The sequence below is a fragment of the Bowmanella denitrificans genome, from assembly GCF_039522935.1.
GTDB classification, from domain to species: Bacteria; Pseudomonadota; Gammaproteobacteria; order Enterobacterales; family Alteromonadaceae; genus Bowmanella; species Bowmanella denitrificans.
Genome location: NZ_BAAAEI010000006.1, coordinates 473,433 through 495,116 on the forward strand (window position 1 = coordinate 473,433; position 21,684 = coordinate 495,116).

The window sequence follows — 21,684 nt, forward strand, 5'->3', positions numbered from 1 at the left end:
ATTGGCGGCGATTATACACAGTCCTGCTCAGCTTGTAACTTTCACACCGCAAGAATAGTCATTGCCACTCATATAAAACACAAAGACTTTTATACGCCAGCTCAAAGCGGTCCAGCATACTAAATGGTGGCATCTGTGCCGGATGGTCATAACGTGTGTCCACCAGCAGTCGCCAGCAGGCCTTGCAACCCGGCAGTTGAAAGGTAATGTCATGATCACTGGCATTAAATAGAATCAGCCAGTGTTCCGCCTGAGCTCCTTCACCTTTAAGCTCAACGGCAAATGCCTGATTATTGGCGTCATGCCAGTCATCTTCCACCTTACGGGCACCGTCTGGTCGGTACCAGCCCACTTTAGCCACATTGAACTGCAAGCTGTAATTGTCATCGTGCAAATTCAGATAACTTAGCAATTCACTGTTTTTCCGTACCGCTATCATATGTTTACAAAAGGCCAGAAAATCCTGTTTACGCCTGGTCAGGTCCCAGTTAAACCAACTGATATCGTTATCCTGGCAATAGGCATTGTTGTTGCCCTGTTGAGTGCGGCTTAGCTCATCGCCCCCCAACATATGTGGAATGCCCTGCGACAGCATCAGAGTGGCAAATAAATTGCGCTTTTGTCGTTCACGCAGGGCCACAATCTGCTTGTCACGACTGGGCCCTTCCACGCCATAATTGGCAGACAGGTTATGGCCGTGCCCATCGCGATTATTTTCCAGATTGGCGTCATTGTGCCTTTCTGCGTAGCTGACCAGATCCTGTAAGGTAAAACCGTCATGGTAGGTGAGCATATTGACCGAACTGGTAATCGCTCTGGTGTCTTTGTGAAAAATGTCCCTTGAGCCAAGCAAGCGGGTGGCAAAATCGCTGGTCAGGCCCTTATCACCCCGCCAGAACGCCCGTACCTGATCCCGGTATTTGTCATTGCATTCATGCCAATGGGACGGAAACTGGCCCAGACGATAACCACCAATACCTAAATCCCAGGGCTCGGCAATCAGCTTCACATTTGACAAAACCGGGTCCTGACGTAAGGCGCGGAAAAATCCTGACTGACCACTGAATTCGTAAGGATCCCGTCCCAAACTGGCAGCAAGATCAAAACGAAAGCCGTCCACCCCCATCACCTGCACCCAGTAACGCAGGGCATCCATTACCAGTTTCATGACAAAGGGGTGGGCAGTATTGACCGAATTGCCACAGCCGGAATTATTCAGATAGCGCCGGTAATCAGGAATGCCAAATTCGTTGTGTTCAAACAGATAAAACGCCTGGTTATCAAAGCCCTTAAACGACAAGATAGGGCCATCCAGGCCCCCTTCTGCGGTGTGGTTAAATACTACATCCAAAATCACTTCGATGCCGGCACAGTGCAGCTCATGCACCATAGTGCGAAACTCTTGCACAGGATCATCAATAGCGTAACGCGGGTCCGGGCAAAAATAATTAATGCTGTTATAGCCCCAGTAGTTGGTCAGGCCCTTATTGGTGATAAAAGGCTCAGGCATAAAAGCCATGACCGGCATCAACTGGATGGCAGTGACGCCCAGTGCATTAAGGTGTTCCAGTATGACGGGTTCGCACACCCCCAGAAACTTGCCCTGTTTCGCCTTAGGCACCTGCGGATGTTGCTGCGTCAGACCTTTTACATGTACCTCATACAGAATGGTTTCGGCATCGCCGTAATCCGGCTTTTCGTCGGTAGTTAACGGCGGCAGTGGGTCACAGACAATGGCCTTGGGGATCATAAACTGGCTGTCATCCTGATACTGCCGGGCATTCCATACCAGCGGACGATTGAGGCGACGCGCATAGGGGTCAATCAAGAGTTTTTCGGGGGTAAAGCAATGCCCGGTGTCGCCCCTGGAGGGGCCATGCACACGGTAGCCATACAGTTGTCCGGCTTGTATCCCTTCAATATGCCCATGCCAAATCTTGCCGGTTTTAGCCGGCAGGTCAATTTCCAGCAGTGGCTCTTCGGTATCAGCATGAAACAGGCAAAGTACCACACGCTCGGCATTTGGCGCGTGTACGGCAAAATTACAGCCACTTGCGGTAGGCACAGCGCCCAAAGGTTTGGGCAGCCCGCAGCTTACCAGTTGTGAAGAGATCTCAGTCGATTTGCTCATAGATCAAGTAGAGTGTTGCCAGAGGCGGTAAATCAATTTGCACAGAATGGGGTTTGCCATGCCAGGTTTGTTGCTCGCTGATATAGGCCACCTTGTCCGAGTATCCACTGCCCCAATACTGCGCGTCATCACTGTTTAATAACACCTTGTAGTGACCTGCATCTGTCACACCCATGCGAAATCCCTGATGGGGTACCGGGGTAAAATTACATATCACATAGATTTTCTGGCGGCTGTCCAGACTTTTGCGTACAAAGGCCAGGATACTTTGCTCACTGTTCTGATGATCAACCCACTCAAAACCCGTTGCGGCATGATCACACTGATGCAGCGCGGGATACTGGCAGTACAATCGGTTCAGTGATTGATACAACAACTGAATCCCCTGGTGTTTATCATAATCCAGCAAATGCCACTGTACCGAGCTGTCATGATTCCATTCACTGCTCTGGCCGATTTCATTGCCCATAAAATTCAGTTTTTTGCCGGGATGCCCGTACATAAAGGCCGCGTAACAACGCAGATTGGCTGCCTGCTGCCACTCGTCGCCCGGCATTTTTCGCAGCAGCGAACCTTTACCATGCACTACTTCGTCATGGGAAATCGGCAAAATGAAGCTTTCGTCATAGGCATACACCATGGAAAACGTCAGTTCATTATGGTGATAACGCCGATATGCCGGATCTTTGGCAATATAGTGCAGAGAGTCGTGCATCCAGCCCATATTCCACTTAAAGCCAAACCCCAAGCCCCCTTCGAACACGGGCCGGGATACTTTGGCAAAAGAAGTGGACTCCTCGGCAATGGTCATGGCTAAAGGGAAACGACGGTAGGCTTCTTCGTTCATCCAACGTAACAGGCTGATGGCCTCATAATTATGATTGCCGCCATCCACATTGGGGATCCACTCACCGTCCTTACGGGAATAATCCAGATACAACATGGAGGCCACCGCATCAACCCGCAGGCCATCAATATGAAACTTGTCGAGCCAATACAAGGCACTGGCGACCAGAAACTGCCGTACCTCATTTTTACCAAAATCATAAATGCACGAGTCCCAGTCAGGATGCCAGCCCTTACGTGGATCCTCGTATTCATACACATGCGTACCATCGAATCTGGCTAAGCCGTGACCGTCCTCGGGAAAATGGGCCGGCACCCAGTCGATAATGACACCAATACCGTGCTGATGGCATTGATCAACAAAGTATTTAAAATCATCCGGGTTACCAAAACGACTGGTAGGGGCAAACAATCCCACCGGCTGATAACCCCAGGACCCATCAAAAGGGTGTTCCGACACGGGCAGGATTTCCAGATGGGTGTAGCCCATTTCAACAACGTAAGGTAGCAGGACGCTGGCCAGCTCCCGGTAACTTAAAAACACACTGCCATTGCCAGATAACTTGCGTCGCCAGGAGCCAAGGTGTACCTCGTAAATACTCATAGGCTGATGGTACGGATCCCAGCCCTGGCGACTCATCCAGGCCTCATCCTGCCATATGTATTTTGCATGCTCATACACAACAGAGGCATGGGACGGATACTGCTCAGCCTGAAAACCAACAGGGTCAGCCTTATGTGGTAACGAATTACCTTGTCTGTCCTTAAGCGCATACTTATAGCGGGTACCGGCTGCGATTCCCGGTACAAACAAGACCCAGTATCCCAGGCTGGTTTTCTGCATAGGATGGGCAGTATCATTCCACCAGTTAAAATCACCAATAACAGACACCGCCAAGGCATTAGGTGCATACACCGCAAACCGGGTGCCACGAATCGTCTTATCTAAGCCAACATCCAGTTCAAGCAGTTGCGCCCCCAATTGTTGGTAAACATTCTGCGGGTCGTGATCAACAAAATGTACCGCATGGTAGGCCTGTTCTTTGAACTGGTAAGGATCAATACGTTCGAATTTGCCATCCAGCGTAGTGATCTCCAGCGCATAAAGTGGAACCTGCTGGTACTGAGGTAAGACAAGTTCAAATAGCGCCGAACCACTTTGCTGCTGCATATGGCCAAGGTGTTTGCCACTTGCCAGCTCGAGCACACTGACATCTGTGGCCCCAGGTAACCAGGCCCTTATCCACCCTCCAGACTGATCCTGCCCCGGTCCGAGTAAATTAAAAGGCTCTGCACATCGCGCTGCTTGTAGGACATCTAACTGCATGGATTCTCTGCTTATCACTCTGTTAACCCTGGGCTTGTGTAGCCCGGTTCCTTGCCTCGGTTAATTGACGGCTTAGCGACTGCAATGTCGGTTCGTCAAAGATCTGCTCCAGATTAACGCTTAGCTTACGCTGCCAGTTGGGGTATTCGTGGCTGGTACCAGGTACGTTAACAGGTTTGTCCATTTGCAGCCAATCTTCCAATTGCAGGCTCAACAGTGCGCTGGAGCCACCCGCCATATGTACTTGCATACCCTGATTCAATTCCCAGGTCATGCCAACTTGGTCCACGTGCCTATCTATCCAGTCCGGAATACTGCCATGACCATGCAGAGAGTTAAGGATCTGTTGTTTATTGTCATATCGACTGCGGTACAAAGACGAGACAATATCGTCGCTTGGATACAAACCTAAACGCTGTCCCAGTTCTAAATCCAGGCAATGCCAGTAACCCTTGAGGGTTGGCATATCATGGGTGGTCAGAGTGGACATAGATTGCACCGGGTAATGGGCCGGCGAATAAAAACCACCATCTTCGGCCTGTTCGAAGAAAAATACCCGGTACGAATAAATACCGTTGTCGGCCAGTTTGTCACGAATCTCTTCGGGTACGGTGCCAAGGTCCTCCCCTATAACTAAAACCTGGTGACGGTGACTTTCCAGAGCCAGAATGCCTAGCAGATCATCCACCGGATAATAAACATAACCACCTTGCTTGGCGCTATCGCCCCTGGCTACCCACCATAGCCTTAACAAAGCCATTACATGGTCAATTCGAAGCGCCCCACAGGACTGCATATTGGCGCTAAACAAATCGATAATGGGCTGATAAGCCTGTTGATACAGTTTTTGTGGATCCATGGGCGGCAGGCCCCAGTTCTGCCCAAGCGGTCCAAGCACATCTGGCGGCGCCCCCACACTGGCGTTAATGGCATATAAGGATTTATTGCCCCAAATTTCGGCACTGCCTTCACTCACTCCAACGGCCAGATCGCGGTAAATACCGATGACCATATTGTTCTCTATGGCAAGTTGATGGGCTTGCTCAAGCTGTAACGCCGCCTGCCATTGCAGAAACTGATAGAATTTTATCCGCTGTGCATATTTCTTTTGAAAGGCTTTCACGTCAGGCAGATGGAATTCTGCCAGCGCAGCGGGGAACACCGGCCAGCCCCAATATTCTTTGCCCTGCTCTTTAAGCGTTTCTTGCAGGGCATCATAGGTCGCCAGCATTTGCAGGCTTTCCCCGCCTTGGGCGACAAAAGCTTTAAATGCGCGGTTTTGCCTGGTATTGCCTTTAAGATAGCGTTGATTAAATTGTTCAAACAGCGGACTCAATATGGCCAGTTTGAGTCTGGTAACCTGCTGATAGTCCACCTGCTCATTGTCCCTGACCTGCTGCAGTGCATGCTGAAAATTAGCCTCCTGATAAAGCGTCTGAATGGCTTGTTCGTCAAAGCCTTCAATAGCACTGACATCCAGATAGATGAAATTCAGCCAGCGCCTGGAAGAAGGGCCATACGGACTGCAGGCGTCAGGATTGGCAGGATAGAGGGCATGAATAGGATTTAAACCGACAAAATGAGCACCACTGTCGGCAGCTTTGGCCAATAACAAGCGCAAATCAGTAAAGTCTCCGACTCCCCAATTTCGCTCACTGCGCAGGCAATACAGTTGTACGCTTAACCCCCAGATTTTCCCGCCCTGCTCAATTCTGGCAGGTGTGTAACAAGCCTGTGGCGCAATAATCAGTTTCATGACCGCCAGTTCGTCCTCGCCCTCAGCCACCAACTTTAAATGGTGATATCCAAGGCCTGGCGCAGCCTGGATGTCGAGTAAATACTCCTGAAATTCGACATCCTGAATATGGCTGACATTGATAAGCTCTCCTTCGCTTGGCACCACTGCCTGGTCCGTCACCTGCCCCTGTTCGCTGACCAGACGCAAAGAATAACGGTCATTAACTAATTCAATCGGCAAACGTAATGCAATAATCAAAGGTTCACCAAGGCGGTTTACCTGCACAGGATCCAGTGGATTCAGCCAGGCCTGCAAATGCTCCTGTTCGAGCTTTTCCATCAGACCTTGTTCGTCATCAACCGGGTAACCCATGGCTTTCAGCAACTTGTTTTTACTGGCCGGGTCAATCTGTGCTGGTTTGCCCCAGGCGTCGATGTAATTGGACTCTATGCCCCTGACTTCTATCAGTCTGTCGATAAGGGATTGATTCATGGATATGAAAACGCCATATAAGTGGATGAAACCATCCGGTTGATGACCAAGCTAACAGAGGCATTTGCAATTTAAAAGACTGCTCATCCCCGATGTTGCATTGCCAAACTGTTTATCTGAACTGTTGCCTATTGTCCCTGTCAAAAAGCAGTATTGCAGCAGACACCAGTACTTACCTGCTTGTTGCATAAGGGTTAGTCAATGCTTGCAGGTATCGGTAAAAGCTAGTTAAGAAAGCCAGACTAGTCTATGAGAATACGATTGCATAAATATTTTATGTAATTAAACAACAAATCAGGGATGAGCCTTTGCCTTAGCTCGCAGTTTGATCCATAATTTCTGTAATTTATTTTCAACAAGTGCAAAAAGTCGAGGAATGTCATGACCATCAAAGTTGCCATTAATGGATTCGGACGTATAGGTCGCAACGTACTGCGCGCCCTGTACGAGTCAGAAAAACACTATGACCTGAAAATTGTTGCTATCAATGATCTGGGCGATGCCTCCATCAATGCTCATCTGGTCAAGTACGATACAGCCCATGGCCGTTTTGCCGCTAAAGTCAGCCACGACGACAAAGCCATTTACGTTAACGACGATAAGATCAATATTTATTCCGAGCGCAACCCAGCGGATTTACCCTGGGGCGAGCTGGGTATTGACGTGGTATTTGAATGTACCGGGCTGTTCACTAAAAAAAGCGATGCCGAAGCGCACATCAAAGCCGGTGCACGCAAAGTGATTATCTCCGCGCCAGGCACTGACGTTGATGCGACAGTGGTATATGGCGTGAACCACGATGTACTGACCGGTGATATGACAGTTATTTCCAATGCATCCTGCACCACTAACTGTCTTGCGCCTATTGCCAAGCCGTTGTACGACGCGCTCGGTATCGAAAGCGGCCTGATGACGACCATTCATGCCTATACCAATGATCAGCGTTTAAGTGATGTATATCACACCGATGTCCGTCGTGCCCGCGCCGCCGCTATGTCTATGATCCCATCTAAAACCGGTGCCGCCGCCGCAGTGGGCCTGGTTGTACCAGAGCTGAAAGGCAAATTCGACGGTATGTCAGTGCGGGTGCCAGTTATCAACGTGTCGTTGGTGGATTTAAGCTTTGTTGCCGGTCGTGAGACCACAGTGGCGGAAGTGAATGAGATTATCGCCAAAGCAGCAGCCAGCGCGCCCATGAGTGAAGTACTGGATGTTAACGAACAGCCCCTTGTGTCTGTTGATTTTAACCATATTCCTTACTCCTCTGTGTTTGATGCCACGCAAACCAAAGTACAAGGCAAACTGGTAAAAGTGATGTCCTGGTATGACAATGAGTGGGGCTTCAGCAACCGGATGCTGGACAACGCTCAATACTGGCTTAGTCTGTAACAGTCAGATTTGCTGAAAACGGCCGCACAGGCCGTTTTTTTATATTGACGCAGCCGGGAGCATTCTTCAGCATAGTTGTTGTACCGTTTAGCTAAAGGGAATAGCCATGAAATTATCCACCCATGTATTCCAGCGTACTTCCGATCAGGGAATGCCAATCATCAGTGTTGATAATCCGGTGGCCAGTCTGGAGTTGTCGCTGTTTGGTGGCCATGTGCTGAGTTTTATGCCCAAACGTGACAACAGGCAACGGCTTTGGCTAAGCCCCAAAGCCGTAATGGACGGTAGTAAACCCATTCGTGGTGGTATTCCGCTATGCTGGCCCTGGTTCGGCCAGGCCTCACAAGCTGATTTACCCGCTCATGGCTTGGTACGTAATCAGATGTGGCAGGTCATCAGGGTGGATGATGATATGGATGAAACCCGCCTGCAACTGCAACCCAAGCAATGCAGCGGCCCCGGCTTTGTGCACAGCGCCGAGCTGACTCTGGAACTGCTGATTGGCCATCAACTTAGTGTCAGCCTGATTACCCGCAATACCGGCCAGCAGGCTTTCACTTTTGGCGGAGCCTTACATAGCTACTTCCGGGTCAGCGATATTGGCAAGGTAAAAATCACCGGTTTACAGGGCCCCTATCAGGATAAAGTGCAGAACACCCTGATGGACACCTCGCCAAGCCCCTACTGCATCGCAGCGGAAACGGACCGGATCCATCTAACCCAGAGCGCGGATATCAGCATTGTAGATGCTGAGTGTGCAACCCAACTCCATAACCAAGGGCATGACAGCCTGGTGGTATGGAATCCCTGGCAGGAAAAATCCGCGCACATGGCAGATATGTCAGCCAACGGCTATCAGCAGATGCTTTGCATTGAAGCCGCAATCACACAGGGCCTGGAGCTGGCGCCTGGACAAAGCCATACGCTCAAACAGGTTATCGCTTAAACGCCACAAAAAAGCCGACATACGTCGGCTTTTCTAATCGCTTTTACACCTTCAGGCAGTCGCGCTATCCACCGCCGCGGCACCTTTAACAGCCTGTGATGCCAGCTCAGTAATTTTCGCCCAGTTGCCTTCAGCAACCACGTCATCAGGTGCCAGCCAGGAACCACCTACACAGCGCACATTTGGCAATGCCAGATAATCCAGGTAGTTATTTGCCCCAATACCACCGGTTGGACAGAAGGTCACATCAGGGAATGGACCACCAATGGATTTTAGCGCTTTGATCCCCCCAGAGGCCTCTGCCGGGAAAAACTTAAAGTGGGTATAACCCAGATCACGGCCTTTCATCAGCTCTGAAATTGACGAAATGCCTGGTATCAACGCAATTTTCGATGCGTTACCAGCTTCCAGCAACTCGGTCGTCAGGCCCGGACTGATGGCAAATTTAGCACCGGCTTCAGCCACTTGCTGTAACTGCGCCGCATTGGTTACTGTGCCAGCACCTATCATGGCATCAGGTACTTTGTCAGCAATCTCGCGAATAACATCGAGTGCGGCAGGCGTACGTAGTGTGACTTCCAGAACCCGGATACCGCCCTCAATCAATGCCTTGGCAAGAGGGACGGCATGGGCCACATCTTTAATCACCAGCACAGGTACCACGGGTCCTTGAGCGAAGAGTTGCTCGGCAGAAATCATCCAATCTTTAGTCATCGAGATTAACCTTTAAAATGCTGTGTCAAATACGCGGCTGTGCCAATCAGGCCATGATCCGGTTCGGTAATTACAAATGTCGGGATCGCTTGCACATAGTGTTGGAAACGTCCCTTAGCTTCAAAGCGCTGACGGAATTCGCTGCGCTGCAAAAATTCAACAAATCGCGGTACGATACCGCCAGCAATGTATACCCCGCCAAAGGTAGCCAGATTCAGGGCCAAGTTGCCACCAAAGCTCCCCATCACCCGGCAAAACTGCTGCAGCGTTGCCTCGCAGAGTTCACATTCGCCACGTATAGCAAGACAAGTAATATCGGCAGGCTCAGTCTGCAGGGCTGGTTTGTCGAAATGCTCAGCCAGGGCCTGATAGATTTGAACCAAGCCGCGACCAGACAAGACTTCCTCGGCAGAGGCATGGCCATGCTTTTTGTTTAAAAAGCGCCATATGGCCAAATCCAGTTCATCAACAGGTGCGAAATCCACATGGCCGCCCTCTCCGTCCAGGCATTGCCAGCCATCATCAACTGCCGTTAGATGCCCTACCCCCAGACCTGTGCCTGGGCCGAACACGGCAATATTCTGACCAGCTTGCACCTGCCCGCCGCCAATCTGCACTTTTTGCTCAGCGCTTAACACCGGCAGCGACATGGAGATTGCGGTGTAATCATTGATCACTTCCAGACAATCCAAGGCTAACTCGTCTTTTAAGGCTGCTTTTGAAAACTGCCAATGATGGTTAGTCATCTTGATCAGGTCTTTATCCACCGGACAAGCAATGGCAATGCAGCCGGCATTAAACTGCAACTGCGGAAAACTCTGGGTATAGGCGCGGATGGCATCGCCAATGCTGGGGTAGTCATTGCACAGATACTTGCGTACCTGGCTAATTCCCCCATCCACCACCTGGGCCAGACGAATATTGGTACCGCCTACATCAGCGACAAACTGGGCTTTCATACATTCTGCACCTGAGTAGCAAACAAAGAACAGGCACCCTCTTCGGCGCCAGTCAGGGTCGCACGCATGCCAGCAAACATCTCACGCCCCATGCCCTGCAGGTGATTATTGATATCAGCCAGCTTGTTTTCACGACGTGCCAGTTCGTCTTCATCCACTAACAATGTCAGCTCGCCGTTTTCGGCGTTCAGCTCAATAATGTCGCCGTTTTGCACTTTGGCCAGCAAACCGCCGTCATAAGCTTCCGGTGTAACATGAATAGCAGCAGGCACTTTACCCGAAGCACCTGACATACGTCCGTCAGTAACCAACGCCACCTGATAACCTCTGTCCTGCAGTACCCCAAGTGGTGGGGTTAAACGGTGCAATTCCGGCATACCAATGGCTTTAGGGCCCTGGAAGCGCACCACCACAATACAATCGCGATCCAGCTCTCCGGCCTTGAACGCCCGGTCCAGGTCAAACTGGTCTTCAAATACCACGGCTGGTGCCTTGATATGGGTTTTACCGTCACGCAGAGCCGAGGTTTTAATCACCCCACGACCCAGGTTGCCGTTTAGCACCGCCAGGCCACCATCGGGTTTAAAGGGCGCTTTAACCGAAGAAAACACCGAGGTGTCTAACGAGGTTTTAGGGCCGTCTTTCCACACCAGTTCACCATTTTCCAGCACCGGCTCTTTGGTGTATTGTTCCAACCCTTTACCACATATGGTATTTACGTCGTTGTGCAGAAGGCCTGCATCCAACAACTCTCGGAACAGCAGTGCCATACCGCCAGCGGCAACAAAGTGGTTAATGTCAGCCGAACCGTTAGGATAAATGCGGGTCAACAATGGTACTGCGTTGGAAATATCTGAAAAGTCATCCCAGTTAATCAGATAACCGGCAGCGCGGGCCACCGCCACCAAGTGCATGGTATGGTTGGTAGAACCACCTGTTGCCAGCAGAGCGACCAGACCATTAACAATGCTTTTCGCATCAACGATATGGCCGATAGGCATATAGTTGTCACCCAGATCAGTCAGTCTGGTGGCCTGTACAGCGGCGGCGCGGGTTAGGGCATCACGCAGTGGGGTACCTGGATTAACAAACGAGGAGCCAGGCAAATGCAGGCCCATCACTTCCACCACTAACTGGTTACTGTTGGCCGTACCATAGAAAGTGCAAGTACCCGCACTGTGGTAAGATTTAGACTCCGCTTCCAGCAGCTCTTCCCGGGTAGCCTTGCCTTCGGCATACGCCTGTCGAACACGGGCCTTTTCCTTATTAGGAATACCAGATGGCATGGGACCGGCGGGTACAAATACGGTAGGCAAATGGCCAAACGCCAGAGAGCCAATCAGCAATCCGGGTACAATTTTGTCACAAATCCCCAGCATCAGGGCCGCATCAAACATATTGTGTGACAAGGCTACGGCCGTCGACTGAGCAATCACATCGCGGCTCATCAAGCTGAGATCCATACCAGGGTTACCCTGTGTCACCCCGTCACACATGGCGGGTACACCGCCAGCAAACTGGGCCACACTGCCCACCTGATGCACCGCCTGTTTAATTAATTGCGGATAGCTTTCATAGGGCTGGTGCGCAGACAACATATCGTTGTACGAGGAAATAATCGCCACATTAGCTTTGGTCATGCTGCGCAGGCTGGCTTTGTCGTCCTGGTTACACGCCGCAAAACCATGTGCCAGATTGCCGCAAGACAACACGCCGCGATGCGGGCCCTGGCCTCTGGCTTTGTCAATTTTAGCCAGATACGCTGCGCGTGTTGCTTTACTGCGCTCAATAATGCGCTCGGTAACTTCCTGGATGGTGGAATGCATAAATCTCTCCTAGGGTGCCCAGACTAATTCTACGTCGGCACGGTTCAGTACCGCACGGATGGGCATCTCAAATTCATCGGTGCCGGCCAGCGCCTTGTCTAATACGGCTTTTTTGCCTTCACCGGTCAGGTGTAAAAATACATGACGACTATTCAGCAATGCAGCCAAAGACAATGACATACGCCAATGCGGCGCGGTTGTTGGCTGTACCGCCAGATAAGGTTTGGGATAATTTAGATCCAGGCCCTGACTGATTTGTGCCGAACAAGGGAACAATGATGCAGTATGGCCGTCTTCGCCCATGCCGAGGATCAGCACATCAATAGGCAATGGCATCTGTGCGATTGCCGCAACGCAGTCATCAACACCATCCTGAGCCCGCTGTGCCGGGTTCTTTAAACCAATAAAGGTAGCAGCCTGAGCCTTATTCTGCAGCAGATGCTCACGGACCATTTTTTCATTGCTGGACTCATCCGAGCTATCCACCCAGCGTTCATCCGCCAGGCTGACAACGACTTTGGACCAGTCCAGGTCCTGCTGAGAAAGCTGTGCGAACATACCCTGCGGAGTGCGACCACCTGACACCACCAGGCTGGCCTTACCGCGTGTGGCGATACCTTCATTCAACAACCGGGCAATTCGTTCAGCAAACGCCAGATTCAGTTCCTGGGGGGAAGCAAAGTTGCTAGTACGCATCAACTATTTCCTTCCCAGTTTGCTTTCATACCAGGCACGGCCATCACGAGCCATCAGCGCAATAGAGGCAACGGGTCCCCAGGTACCAGCCTGATAGGGTTCTGCCGGCTCATTGCTGCTCTCCCATGCACCAATGATGCTATCAACCCAGGTCCAGGCCTGTTCAATTTCGTCACGCCGTACAAACAGTGCCTGGTTACCTATCATGACTTCCAGCAACAGTTTTTCATACGCATCAGCAATGCGCTCATCCTTAAAGGTTTCAGAAAAACTCAGATTCAGCTTGGACTTCTGCAGGTTCATCGAACTGGAGCCGGTTAAGCCTGGCACTTTGTTCATAACCGTGATTTCGACGCCTTCGTCAGGCTGCAGACGAATGGTCAGTTTGTTCGGTGGCAGCTTGGCGAAGCTGTCTTTAAACAGGTTATGCGGCTGCGGTTTAAAATAAATGGCAATTTCGCTAACCTTAGTCGGCATGCGTTTACCAGTACGCAGGTAAAACGGCACGCCCGCCCAGCGCCAGTTGTCCACTTCCACTTTCAGAGCGACGAAAGTTTCGGTTTCACTCTTTTGGTTGGCATCAGGCTCTTCCAGATAGCCAGGTACTTCTTTGCCTTTTACAAACCCCGTAGTGTACTGACCACGTACGGTTTTCTCGGCAATATTGGAGCTGTTAATAGGGCGTAATGCCTTTAATACCTTCAGCTTTTCATCACGGATGCTGTCAGCGTCCAGCGTTGTGGGGGGCTCCATGGCAATTAGCGTGAGAATTTGCAGCAAATGGTTTTGCACCATATCGCGCATTTGACCAGCTTCGTCAAAATATCCCCAGCGGCCTTCAATGCCCACGGATTCCGCGACACTAATCTGCACATGATCGATACAGTTGTGGTCCCAGTTGGTAGCAAAGATGCTATTGGCAAAACGCAGGGCTATCAGGTTAAGAACGGTTTCTTTGCCCAGATAGTGGTCGATACGATAAATCTGGTTTTCATTAAAATACTCGGCCACCTGATTATTAATAATCTTGGATGACGCCAGATCGTGACCGATTGGTTTTTCCAGCACTACGCGCATACTGGGGTCGATAATACCGGCTTCATGCAGCCCTTTGCAGATATCGCCGTAAATGGATGGCGGCGTGGCCAGATAGCAAACCATAGTACGGGACGCATCAACATGCTCTTTAAAAGAGGTGTAACTGCTGCTGTCCTGCATATCCAGACAAACATAATCCAGCTTGGCGGAAAAACGCGCCCAGGTATCAGCACATAAGGCTTCACCGCTGAATTTCTCAATATTTTCCTTCACCAGCGCCACAAATTCTTCGTCACTGTGTTCGTGACGGGCAACACCAATTATTTTGGTATCGCTGTGAACCAGATTGGCTTTCTCCAATTGATATAACGAAGGTAAGAGTTTGCGACGTGCCAGGTCACCTTTGCTGCCAAAGATAACAAAGTCACAAGGTTCGACAGTATTTTCCAACACCATGAGTTTCAACCCGAATAGAATAAAATCAAAAAAATTACCAAAACGCGGTAAATTTACTAAATAACGCTCGGATGACTTGGTAAACTTCCCGTTAGTAAACATCAAATGTAGTAAAATTACAACTTGACTCGTCAGTTTTTCTCCAGAGCGCCTGGCTTCGCTGACAAAATGCGGCGAAAAAGCTAGCAAATCTGTTAAAAACTTACAAAAATAGACCCATACAATTATAAGTAGATTCTGCAGCGCCTATGAACATTCTTGAAAAAATCAGCCAAAGCCACGCCCTGTTCAGCAAGTCTGAACGCAAAGTTGCCGAAGTGATCATGGCTAATCCACAAACAGCCATTCACTCCAGCATCGCCACCCTGGCGAAAATGTCCAACGTCAGCGAACCGACAGTGAATCGCTTCTGTCGCCGTCTGGACACCAAAGGCTTCCCCGATTTCAAACTGCACCTGGCACAAAGTCTGGCAAATGGCACACCTTATGTGAACCGCCATGTAGAAGAATCGGATGGGCCAGATGAGTATACCAAGAAGATATTCGAGTCTACCATGGCTGCACTGGAAGTTGCCCGCCAATCATTGGACGTCAATATTATAAACCGGGTGGTGGACTTGCTGACCCAGGCGCAAAAAATCTCGTTCTTTGGCTTGGGTGCATCGGCATCTGTCGCCCATGATGCTTTAAACAAGTTCTTTCGTTTCAACGTGCCGGTAGTCTACTTTGACGATATTCTGATGCAGCGTATGAGCTGTATGAACAGCTCTGAAGAGGACGTGGTGGTGCTGATATCCCACACTGGTCGTACCAAGAGCCTGGTGGAAATAGCCCAGATTGCCCGCGGCAATGATGCCACCGTTATTGGTATTACGTCCAAAGACAGTCCGCTGGCTAAAGAATGCAGCCTGGTTATTTCACTGGATGTACCTGAAGACACCGATATGTATATGCCCATGGCATCGCGCATTGCTCAGCTTACCCTGATAGATGTGCTGGCCACTGGCTTTACCCTGCGCCGCGGCACGAAGTTCCGTGAAAATCTTAAACGGGTTAAAGATACCCTGCGGGAATCCCGTTACGATAAGAAGCAGCAAGGCTGACTGATGGATAGATGTTGAGGCCCGTTGTGGGCCTTATTTTTATCAGCTGACGGCCTGATAATACGATCAGAACTTGTCGGGAAAGGTAATGAAGCTAATTTGGCTACGCTGTTCCTACCAGTTAATTCGTTAAAAAGTTTCACAGGTAACGTATTTTTAGCTAGAATTCTGTAATAAAATTACAGCAATAGATGCTGTAGACTGAATCTGAGAATCGAATCTGGCCAGCATTGCTGGCCTGTCACCATACGAGCGAATCAAACTATGTTAAGAAGAACCAAGATCGTTGCGACATTGGGCCCTGCCACCGACACAGATGAAAGAATTGAGGCAGTACTGGCGGCCGGTGCCAATGTGGTAAGAATGAATTTCTCTCATGGTACCGCAGAAGATCATATTAACCGCGCCAAACGTGTGCGTGCCGCTGCCCAGCGTTTGGGTAAGTACGTTGCCATTCTGGGCGACCTGCAGGGGCCAAAAATTCGTGTGTCCCGTTTCGCCAATGGTCCGGTTGAACTGGCCGTAGGCGCGGATTTTATTCTGGATGCCGATCTTGGGCGTGATGAAGGTAATCAACAGCAGGTCGGCATTGACTATAAAGCCCTGCCCCAGGATGTCAGCGCAGGCGATATCCTGCTGTTAGATGATGGTCGAATTCAATTGCAGGTTGCCGAAGTCATCGGCAACAAAGTGCATACCAAAGTGACCGTCGGCGGCAAACTGTCCAACAATAAAGGTATTAACCGCCAGGGAGGCGGATTAACGGCAGAGGCCCTGACCGACAAAGACAAGGAAGACATTAAAACCGCCGCCCTGATGGAAGTGGATTATCTGGCGGTCTCTTTCCCCAGAAATGGCGATGATCTGCGATACGCCCGCCAATTGGCAGAACAAGCTGGCTGTAAAGCGAAGATTTGTGCCAAGGTTGAGCGTGCCGAAGCCGTTGCCACCGACGACGCCATCGATGATGTGATCCTGGCCTCAGATGCAGTCATGGTAGCCCGTGGCGATTTAGGGGTGGAAATTGGTGATGCCGAACTGGTGGGGGTACAGAAGAAACTCATCTCGCGCAGCCGTCAGTTAAATAAAGTGGTGATCACCGCCACGCAAATGATGGAGTCGATGATATCCAGCCCCTTGCCGACTCGCGCCGAGGTGATGGATGTGGCCAATGCGGTGTTGGATGGCACTGATGCCGTTATGCTCTCCGCCGAAACCGCTGCAGGCCAGTTCCCGGTAGAGACCGTTAAAGCCATGGCCAGGGTATGCGAGGGAGCAGAAACCCACCCTAGCGTTAAAATTTCCAAACACCGTATTGATGAACATTTCAGTTCCATCAGCGAAACAACGGCGTTATCGGCGGTCTATGCGGCCAATCATCTTTCCAGTATCAAGGCCATTGTGGCACTGACAGAAAGTGGCGGCACTGCCAGATTGATGTCCCGAATTACCAGCAGCCTGCCCATTTATGGCTTGTCCCGTCATCAGGCTTCGCTCAATGTGATGGCCCTGTACCGCGGTGTTAAGCCTGTGTTTTTTGATTCTACTGGCAGTGTCCCTGGGCAGCTAAAAAGTGACGTTGTCAATTGCCTTAAGGAACTGAATTTGGTGCAGTCCGGCGACCAGTTTATTATGACCTACGGCGATGAAATGGAAACCGAAGGGGCTACCAACGGTTGTAAGATAGTAGTGGTTCCCTGATCCAAGCTGGCAGGCAATGCAATTGCCTGCCTTTATCTGCTTAATTTAACAAACTTTGGTCAGCCAGCCGTGGCTGTCACTGGCCTGGCCCCACTGGATTTCATTTAATGCCTGGCGTAAGGCATTGGTGGTATTGCCGCCCATGCCTGTGCCTACCTGATGCTCTTTGCCGTCATGAATCAAGGTACCAACCGGTGTTAATACTGCAGCGGTACCGGAAAGTGCCGCCTCACAATCAGGTTTCGCGGCGCGCTCCAGCAGTTCATCCACTGTCAGTTGGCGCTCAGAAACTTTCATACCGCGATCCCGTGCCAGGGTCAGGATGGAATCACGGGTAACCCCATGCAGGAAACTGGGATCCAGCGCCTTGGTAATAATTTCATTGCCATCGATCAGCAAAAAGTTCGCTGCGCCGGTTTCTTGCACATCACCATTTGGACAAAACAGTACCTGGTCTGCCTGTACCGCTGCGCGGGCTTTCATAATCGGCTGTAAAGCACTGGCATAGTTACCGCCACTTTTTACCATGCCCATATGCGGTGCACAGCGAGCGCTGTCTTCCAGCAACAAGCGCAGGGGTTTTGCGCCTCCTGAAAAATAATCGCCAACCGGTGAAAGCAGCACATACAACATGGAACTGACACTGGGTGCGGCAGCTTTACCAATAGAGGCTTCGGTGCCGATATGGGTCGGGCGGATATACATTGAACCCGGAGGATTGGGTACATCGGCGGCAAAGCGACGCACGATGTCGGTGATCATCGCGGCCAGCATAGTTGGGTCGACCTTCGGCAGCGACAGCAGTTCACTGCTTTGTGCCATACGGGCAACGTTCTTATCCATACGAAATACATGGATGCTGCCATCGTTATGACGAAAGGCTTTGAGCCCCTCAAAACAGGTACTTGAATAATGCAGTACATGGGCGCCAGGATGCATCGGGATGCTGTCGGCGGTGACAAATTGCGGAGTACTCCAACTATTATTCTCGAAACGGGAGATAATCATCTCCGGGCTAAAGACGGTGCCAAATGCCGACATACTTCTTGATTCTCCTAGCAAGGGTCGATTGAAAAATTGGATTGTACCAAATTGAAGCAGTCTGACTTCAGTTAATTTAGCTGTCCAGTGATAACCCTCCTTCGCTCCCTTCTAGCGTCAGGGGCAGGAATAAAGCCAGGAGTTGGTTACTTGCTGATAAGCTCAAAGGCTTTACGATGGTCATCCGACCAGTTAAGCTACCTGCATGCGCTCATAACCCAATCTGACCATGCATATTGATGAACTGATTCAACAGGCCCAGGATTCACAACAGCACAATACAAGCATCACCGTTGCCAAAAGCTGGACACAGGGACGCACGCTGTTTGGTGGCTTGTCTGCGGCATTGTTGTATACGGCTGCCCGTCAACAGGTGCGCAGCGACAGTATTCTGCGCTCCCTGACCACTAATTTTATTGGCCCGCTGCTACCAGATACGCCCTTTCATATCGAAACTGAGGTACTCAGAGAAGGCAAAAATGTTACGCAGGTGATTGCCAAAGCCATTCAGAATCAGCAAGTTGCAGTGTTCAGTCAGGTTTGCTTTGGCATCGCCCGTGCTTCTAAGATTCAGGTGGAGAATACCAGGCAGCACAATATGCCACTGCCGGCCAAACCCAAGTTTATTCCGCAAATTCCCAAGGTGACCCCCAAATTCTTGCAGCATGTTGATTTGGCACTAATTGACGGTGGCATGCCATTTACCGGTAAAAAACAATCCAATACCTACGGCTGGATGCGCTTTAGTCAGCCTCCGGCGAAGATGACCGACGCCCACCTGATTACACTGATTGACGCCTGGCCCCCCACCATATTGCAGATGCTGCGCTGGCCGGCACCGGCCAGCACGATGAGTTGGAATCTGGAGTTTGTGCACCCACACCAGCCTGTGGCCCCAACAGACTGGTTTGCCTATCAGGCCGATACCCGGCAGGCAGCGGATGGATACTGTCACAGCGAAGCCAGTATCTGGGATACCCAGGGCGAACTGGTAGCTATCAGTCGGCAAATTATCACCGTGTTTGACTAGTGGCTGTTAACCTCTTGGTGCTCAATCTGCCGCAGTCTGTGTAACCTTTGCGTAAGGCAGCATGAATCACCCATTCTTTGGGCCAGGGCCTATCTGCTCAAGCATGCCTTTTTGCAGATAAGCCACACCTTCCCGATATCCCACTGCAATGATTTGCTCAGCGCGGCGAAAGTCCAGCATCCCCACATTATCGATTTTCGGCTGAATAAAAAAATCCACCATCTCCCGGTTGGCCCGCTGTTTATGGGTACTGGCTAACATAGATGAACGCAGCAAGGTATAGAGAATAGAGGGCACCTTGGGCTGCTCACGCCCCAAGACCTTGTTCACCAATAATTGCCAGGGCGAAGGGACCTGCTCCAGTTGGGTCAGGTAATCTTCATCCGGGCTGACATCAATAGCAATGACAGGCCCCCTGTTGCGCTGACGCATCAAGTCACAGGGCAAATTATTAAACAGCCCCCCATCCACCAGATAATGACCGCCATCAATAACAGGGGCGATAACTCCGGGTATCGATACACTGGCGCGAATCGCTCGCCACAGCAATCCCATCTCGTGATCCCGCTCTTGCGCGGTGCTCATATCAGAGGATACGCAAAAATAAGGTATCGCCATATCTTCAATCAACGCATCACCAAAGCCCTGATGCAGTAGCGTATCAAGCCGTTGGCTTTTAGACAGGGAAATCATTGGTAAGGTGTAATCACCCAGCGGATTTACCGACACAAAGAACCGTCTGATAGCCTCAATAATGCGCTCGCTTTCCCACCCCATGGCAATCCAGCCCCCCATAATGGAGCCCATACTGGTCCCCCCTACCCAGTCTACCTTAATGCCTGCTTCTTCCATGGCCTTGAAGATGCCAATCTGGGCAAAACCTCTGGCCCCGCCCCCACCTAACACCAAACCAACGGATTGGTCCGTAAGATAACGGCGGAAACGTTCGGTACATTGGCCGCTGGCCGCTTGCAAGTGGAAGTGTTGTTTGACTTGTAGCTGTGCCAGCCATTCATTAGTGGCCCTAATACGCGCCACATCGGGTTGAATCAGAACGAGGAATTTTTTTTGCTTCTGCCAGGAAAACATCGCGCTATATTTTTCCAGCCAGTTTGCCACTTGTTTTGGAGAATGGTCGGCATCGGCTACCAACCAGACCTCATCGGCCCGTTCCAGACAAATCTTTGTCCAGTCGTCGGATTCCAGATTGGAAAAATACAAATTAATGGCACTGCTTTGCTCTCTTTCATCAAGATGATCGATCAATGCCGAGTGGCTGATGTCCTGCAATGGACGATAGTTGAAACGACGGCTGATGTCCTGCTCGGTAAAGCCGGCAAAGGGACTCTCCTCAAGGCTTTCCATTAGCCTGGACACCGTCCGACGGGCTTCATCTTTTGTACAAACTAACACCAGGCGGTTAATGGGCTGCGTTGTGCGCCGGACTTTTTCATTCTGCTTCTTGATTCTGTCAATCAGGCTGCTGACCACATAAGTACTTAACCAGGGAAACACCACCGACAGTCGATCAAATTGCTGTCGGTCTAAACTAATCAGCGAACTTGAGCGGGTCGCCACTAACGTTGCAGTGCGCACCTGATTACTGAACAAAGACATTTCGCCGAATGCCTCACCATGGAATATCTCGCCTACGCGCTTAAGATTGTCTTTACCCCCGACATAAACATCAATTTTACCGCTCAATAAAAAGTGCATGACCTGGGCGCTGTCCCCTGCCTCAAACAAGGTTTCATTTTCTTTCAGGTAAGTAAAATGTGCGCTTTGAATAAGCTCCTGCAGAAACTGCGCAGACACATTTGGGTAAGAGCGAACAAAAGTTTGTAGCAGCAGCCTGGTGGTGTGCAGGCGATGATGTAAAGGGTCAAACAAGATGGACAGCTCATCCAGGCTGTCCTTGCCGACCAGATCCCAATCCAGTTCCTCAAATAAGCACGAGGATAAGCACTTTACCCCAAAGCCAAAGCTGTCTTCGTCAGCAATCATGGACTGGCCAATCCACTGACCGGGTTTCAGTTCCAGTGCGCAAACACTGATGTCCTGATGCTGCAGCTGAACAATTGCCGTTCCTTGCACTAACCGAAACAAGGCGGTATTCAGATCGCCCTGAGCAAACAGCAAATGGCCTTTCTCACAATTGACCATCAGGCCATGACGAGACGCCAGCTCTTCCAGCAGCTCACTGCGATCAGTATCCAACTGCATGCGTTAATCCGAACTAAGGACAGGACCT

At 50.5% G+C, this 21,684-nt stretch carries 15 protein-coding genes; 5 read left to right on the forward strand and 10 right to left on the reverse strand.

The window, feature by feature from the left end; all coding sequences use genetic code 11:
• Window positions 1-58: 58 nt before the first annotated feature.
• From glgX to malQ, 3 genes are read right to left on the reverse strand one after another with little or no spacing between them, the layout of a single operon-like run.
• On the reverse strand, window positions 59-2,131 hold the full coding sequence (gene glgX / locus ABD028_RS05105) for a glycogen debranching protein GlgX (protein ID WP_343842528.1): 2,073 nt from the start codon (window positions 2,129-2,131) through the stop codon (window positions 59-61).
• Window positions 2,115-4,304, reverse strand: a complete 2,190-nt coding sequence (glgB, locus tag ABD028_RS05110) for a 1,4-alpha-glucan branching protein GlgB (RefSeq protein WP_343842531.1) — start codon at window positions 4,302-4,304, stop codon at window positions 2,115-2,117. The genes glgX and glgB overlap by 17 nt, the downstream gene beginning before the upstream one ends.
• A gap of 22 nt (window positions 4,305-4,326) precedes the next feature.
• Window positions 4,327-6,534, reverse strand: a complete 2,208-nt coding sequence (malQ, locus tag ABD028_RS05115) for a 4-alpha-glucanotransferase (protein ID WP_343842533.1) — start codon at window positions 6,532-6,534, stop codon at window positions 4,327-4,329.
• Window positions 6,535-6,915: 381 nt separating this feature from the next.
• Between malQ and gap the strand changes: the two genes are divergently transcribed.
• Together gap and ABD028_RS05125 are read left to right on the forward strand one after the other, a co-directional pair.
• Window positions 6,916-7,923 carry a type I glyceraldehyde-3-phosphate dehydrogenase gene (gap, locus tag ABD028_RS05120; RefSeq protein ID WP_102797023.1) on the forward strand — a complete coding sequence of 336 codons (1,008 nt, stop codon included), beginning with the start codon at window positions 6,916-6,918 and terminating at the stop codon, window positions 7,921-7,923.
• Between the two features lie 106 nt (window positions 7,924-8,029).
• Window positions 8,030-8,869, forward strand: a complete 840-nt coding sequence (locus ABD028_RS05125) for a D-hexose-6-phosphate mutarotase (RefSeq protein ID WP_343842535.1) — start codon at window positions 8,030-8,032, stop codon at window positions 8,867-8,869.
• Between the two features lie 51 nt (window positions 8,870-8,920).
• Here ABD028_RS05125 and ABD028_RS05130 read toward each other — a convergent pair whose 3' ends face one another.
• The 5 genes from ABD028_RS05130 to zwf are packed head-to-tail and all read right to left on the reverse strand — an operon-like array spanning window position 8,921 to window position 14,558.
• Window positions 8,921-9,583, reverse strand: a complete 663-nt coding sequence (locus ABD028_RS05130; RefSeq protein ID WP_102797025.1) for a bifunctional 4-hydroxy-2-oxoglutarate aldolase/2-dehydro-3-deoxy-phosphogluconate aldolase — start codon at window positions 9,581-9,583, stop codon at window positions 8,921-8,923.
• Window positions 9,584-9,588: 5 nt separating this feature from the next.
• Window positions 9,589-10,542 (reverse strand): glucokinase, encoded by a 954-nt coding sequence (locus tag ABD028_RS05135; protein ID WP_343842539.1) that lies wholly within the window; start codon window positions 10,540-10,542, stop codon window positions 9,589-9,591.
• Window positions 10,539-12,368, reverse strand: a complete 1,830-nt coding sequence (gene edd, locus ABD028_RS05140) for a phosphogluconate dehydratase (protein WP_102797027.1) — start codon at window positions 12,366-12,368, stop codon at window positions 10,539-10,541. The genes ABD028_RS05135 and edd overlap by 4 nt, the downstream gene beginning before the upstream one ends.
• 9 nt (window positions 12,369-12,377) lie before the next feature.
• Entirely contained in the window at window positions 12,378-13,064 is a 687-nt protein-coding gene (gene pgl, locus ABD028_RS05145; protein ID WP_343842542.1) for a 6-phosphogluconolactonase, read from the reverse strand.
• 3 nt (window positions 13,065-13,067) lie between these two features.
• The gene (zwf, locus tag ABD028_RS05150; protein ID WP_102797092.1) at window positions 13,068-14,558 is read right to left on the reverse strand and encodes a glucose-6-phosphate dehydrogenase; all 1,491 of its coding nucleotides are present in this window, start codon (window positions 14,556-14,558) and stop codon (window positions 13,068-13,070) included.
• Between the two features lie 248 nt (window positions 14,559-14,806).
• On the opposite strand from zwf, the gene ABD028_RS05155 reads away from it, so the two are divergent.
• Together ABD028_RS05155 and pyk are read left to right on the forward strand one after the other, a co-directional pair.
• Window positions 14,807-15,661, forward strand: a complete 855-nt coding sequence (locus ABD028_RS05155) for a MurR/RpiR family transcriptional regulator (protein ID WP_102797029.1) — start codon at window positions 14,807-14,809, stop codon at window positions 15,659-15,661.
• A 264-nt stretch (window positions 15,662-15,925) separates the two neighbouring features.
• Window positions 15,926-17,362, forward strand: a complete 1,437-nt coding sequence (pyk, locus tag ABD028_RS05160) for a pyruvate kinase (RefSeq protein ID WP_102797030.1) — start codon at window positions 15,926-15,928, stop codon at window positions 17,360-17,362.
• 45 nt (window positions 17,363-17,407) lie between these two features.
• Here the strand turns inward: pyk and ABD028_RS05165 are convergent, their stop codons facing one another.
• A complete protein-coding gene (locus ABD028_RS05165) occupies window positions 17,408-18,403 on the reverse strand; it encodes a branched-chain amino acid aminotransferase (RefSeq protein ID WP_343842548.1) in 996 nt (331 codons plus the stop codon).
• 229 nt (window positions 18,404-18,632) lie between these two features.
• Between ABD028_RS05165 and ABD028_RS05170 the strand changes: the two genes are divergently transcribed.
• The gene (locus ABD028_RS05170; protein WP_343842550.1) at window positions 18,633-19,433 is read left to right on the forward strand and encodes an acyl-CoA thioesterase; all 801 of its coding nucleotides are present in this window, start codon (window positions 18,633-18,635) and stop codon (window positions 19,431-19,433) included.
• A gap of 66 nt (window positions 19,434-19,499) precedes the next feature.
• Here the strand turns inward: ABD028_RS05170 and ABD028_RS05175 are convergent, their stop codons facing one another.
• Window positions 19,500-21,656: a patatin-like phospholipase family protein gene (locus ABD028_RS05175; RefSeq protein ID WP_343842552.1), complete on the reverse strand. Its 2,157-nt coding sequence runs from the start codon at window positions 21,654-21,656 to the stop codon at window positions 19,500-19,502.
• Window positions 21,657-21,684: the final 28 nt, after the last annotated feature.

What these genes read in the sequence shown, in the direction of transcription:
- glgX (WP_343842528.1), bottom strand. Translation starts at nt 2,131, where the DNA reads ATGAGCAAATCGACTGAGATCTCTTCACAACTGGTAAGCTGCGGGCTG.
- glgB (WP_343842531.1), bottom strand. Translation starts at nt 4,304, where the DNA reads ATGCAGTTAGATGTCCTACAAGCAGCGCGATGTGCAGAGCCTTTTAAT.
- malQ (WP_343842533.1), bottom strand. Translation starts at nt 6,534, where the DNA reads ATGAATCAATCCCTTATCGACAGACTGATAGAAGTCAGGGGCATAGAG.
- gap (WP_102797023.1), top strand. Translation starts at nt 6,916, where the DNA reads ATGACCATCAAAGTTGCCATTAATGGATTCGGACGTATAGGTCGCAAC.
- ABD028_RS05125 (WP_343842535.1), top strand. Translation starts at nt 8,030, where the DNA reads ATGAAATTATCCACCCATGTATTCCAGCGTACTTCCGATCAGGGAATG.
- ABD028_RS05130 (WP_102797025.1), bottom strand. Translation starts at nt 9,583, where the DNA reads ATGACTAAAGATTGGATGATTTCTGCCGAGCAACTCTTCGCTCAAGGA.
- ABD028_RS05135 (WP_343842539.1), bottom strand. Translation starts at nt 10,542, where the DNA reads ATGAAAGCCCAGTTTGTCGCTGATGTAGGCGGTACCAATATTCGTCTG.
- edd (WP_102797027.1), bottom strand. Translation starts at nt 12,368, where the DNA reads ATGCATTCCACCATCCAGGAAGTTACCGAGCGCATTATTGAGCGCAGT.
- pgl (WP_343842542.1), bottom strand. Translation starts at nt 13,064, where the DNA reads ATGCGTACTAGCAACTTTGCTTCCCCCCAGGAACTGAATCTGGCGTTT.
- zwf (WP_102797092.1), bottom strand. Translation starts at nt 14,558, where the DNA reads ATGGTGTTGGAAAATACTGTCGAACCTTGTGACTTTGTTATCTTTGGC.
- ABD028_RS05155 (WP_102797029.1), top strand. Translation starts at nt 14,807, where the DNA reads ATGAACATTCTTGAAAAAATCAGCCAAAGCCACGCCCTGTTCAGCAAG.
- pyk (WP_102797030.1), top strand. Translation starts at nt 15,926, where the DNA reads ATGTTAAGAAGAACCAAGATCGTTGCGACATTGGGCCCTGCCACCGAC.
- ABD028_RS05165 (WP_343842548.1), bottom strand. Translation starts at nt 18,403, where the DNA reads ATGTCGGCATTTGGCACCGTCTTTAGCCCGGAGATGATTATCTCCCGT.
- ABD028_RS05170 (WP_343842550.1), top strand. Translation starts at nt 18,633, where the DNA reads ATGCATATTGATGAACTGATTCAACAGGCCCAGGATTCACAACAGCAC.
- ABD028_RS05175 (WP_343842552.1), bottom strand. Translation starts at nt 21,656, where the DNA reads ATGCAGTTGGATACTGATCGCAGTGAGCTGCTGGAAGAGCTGGCGTCT.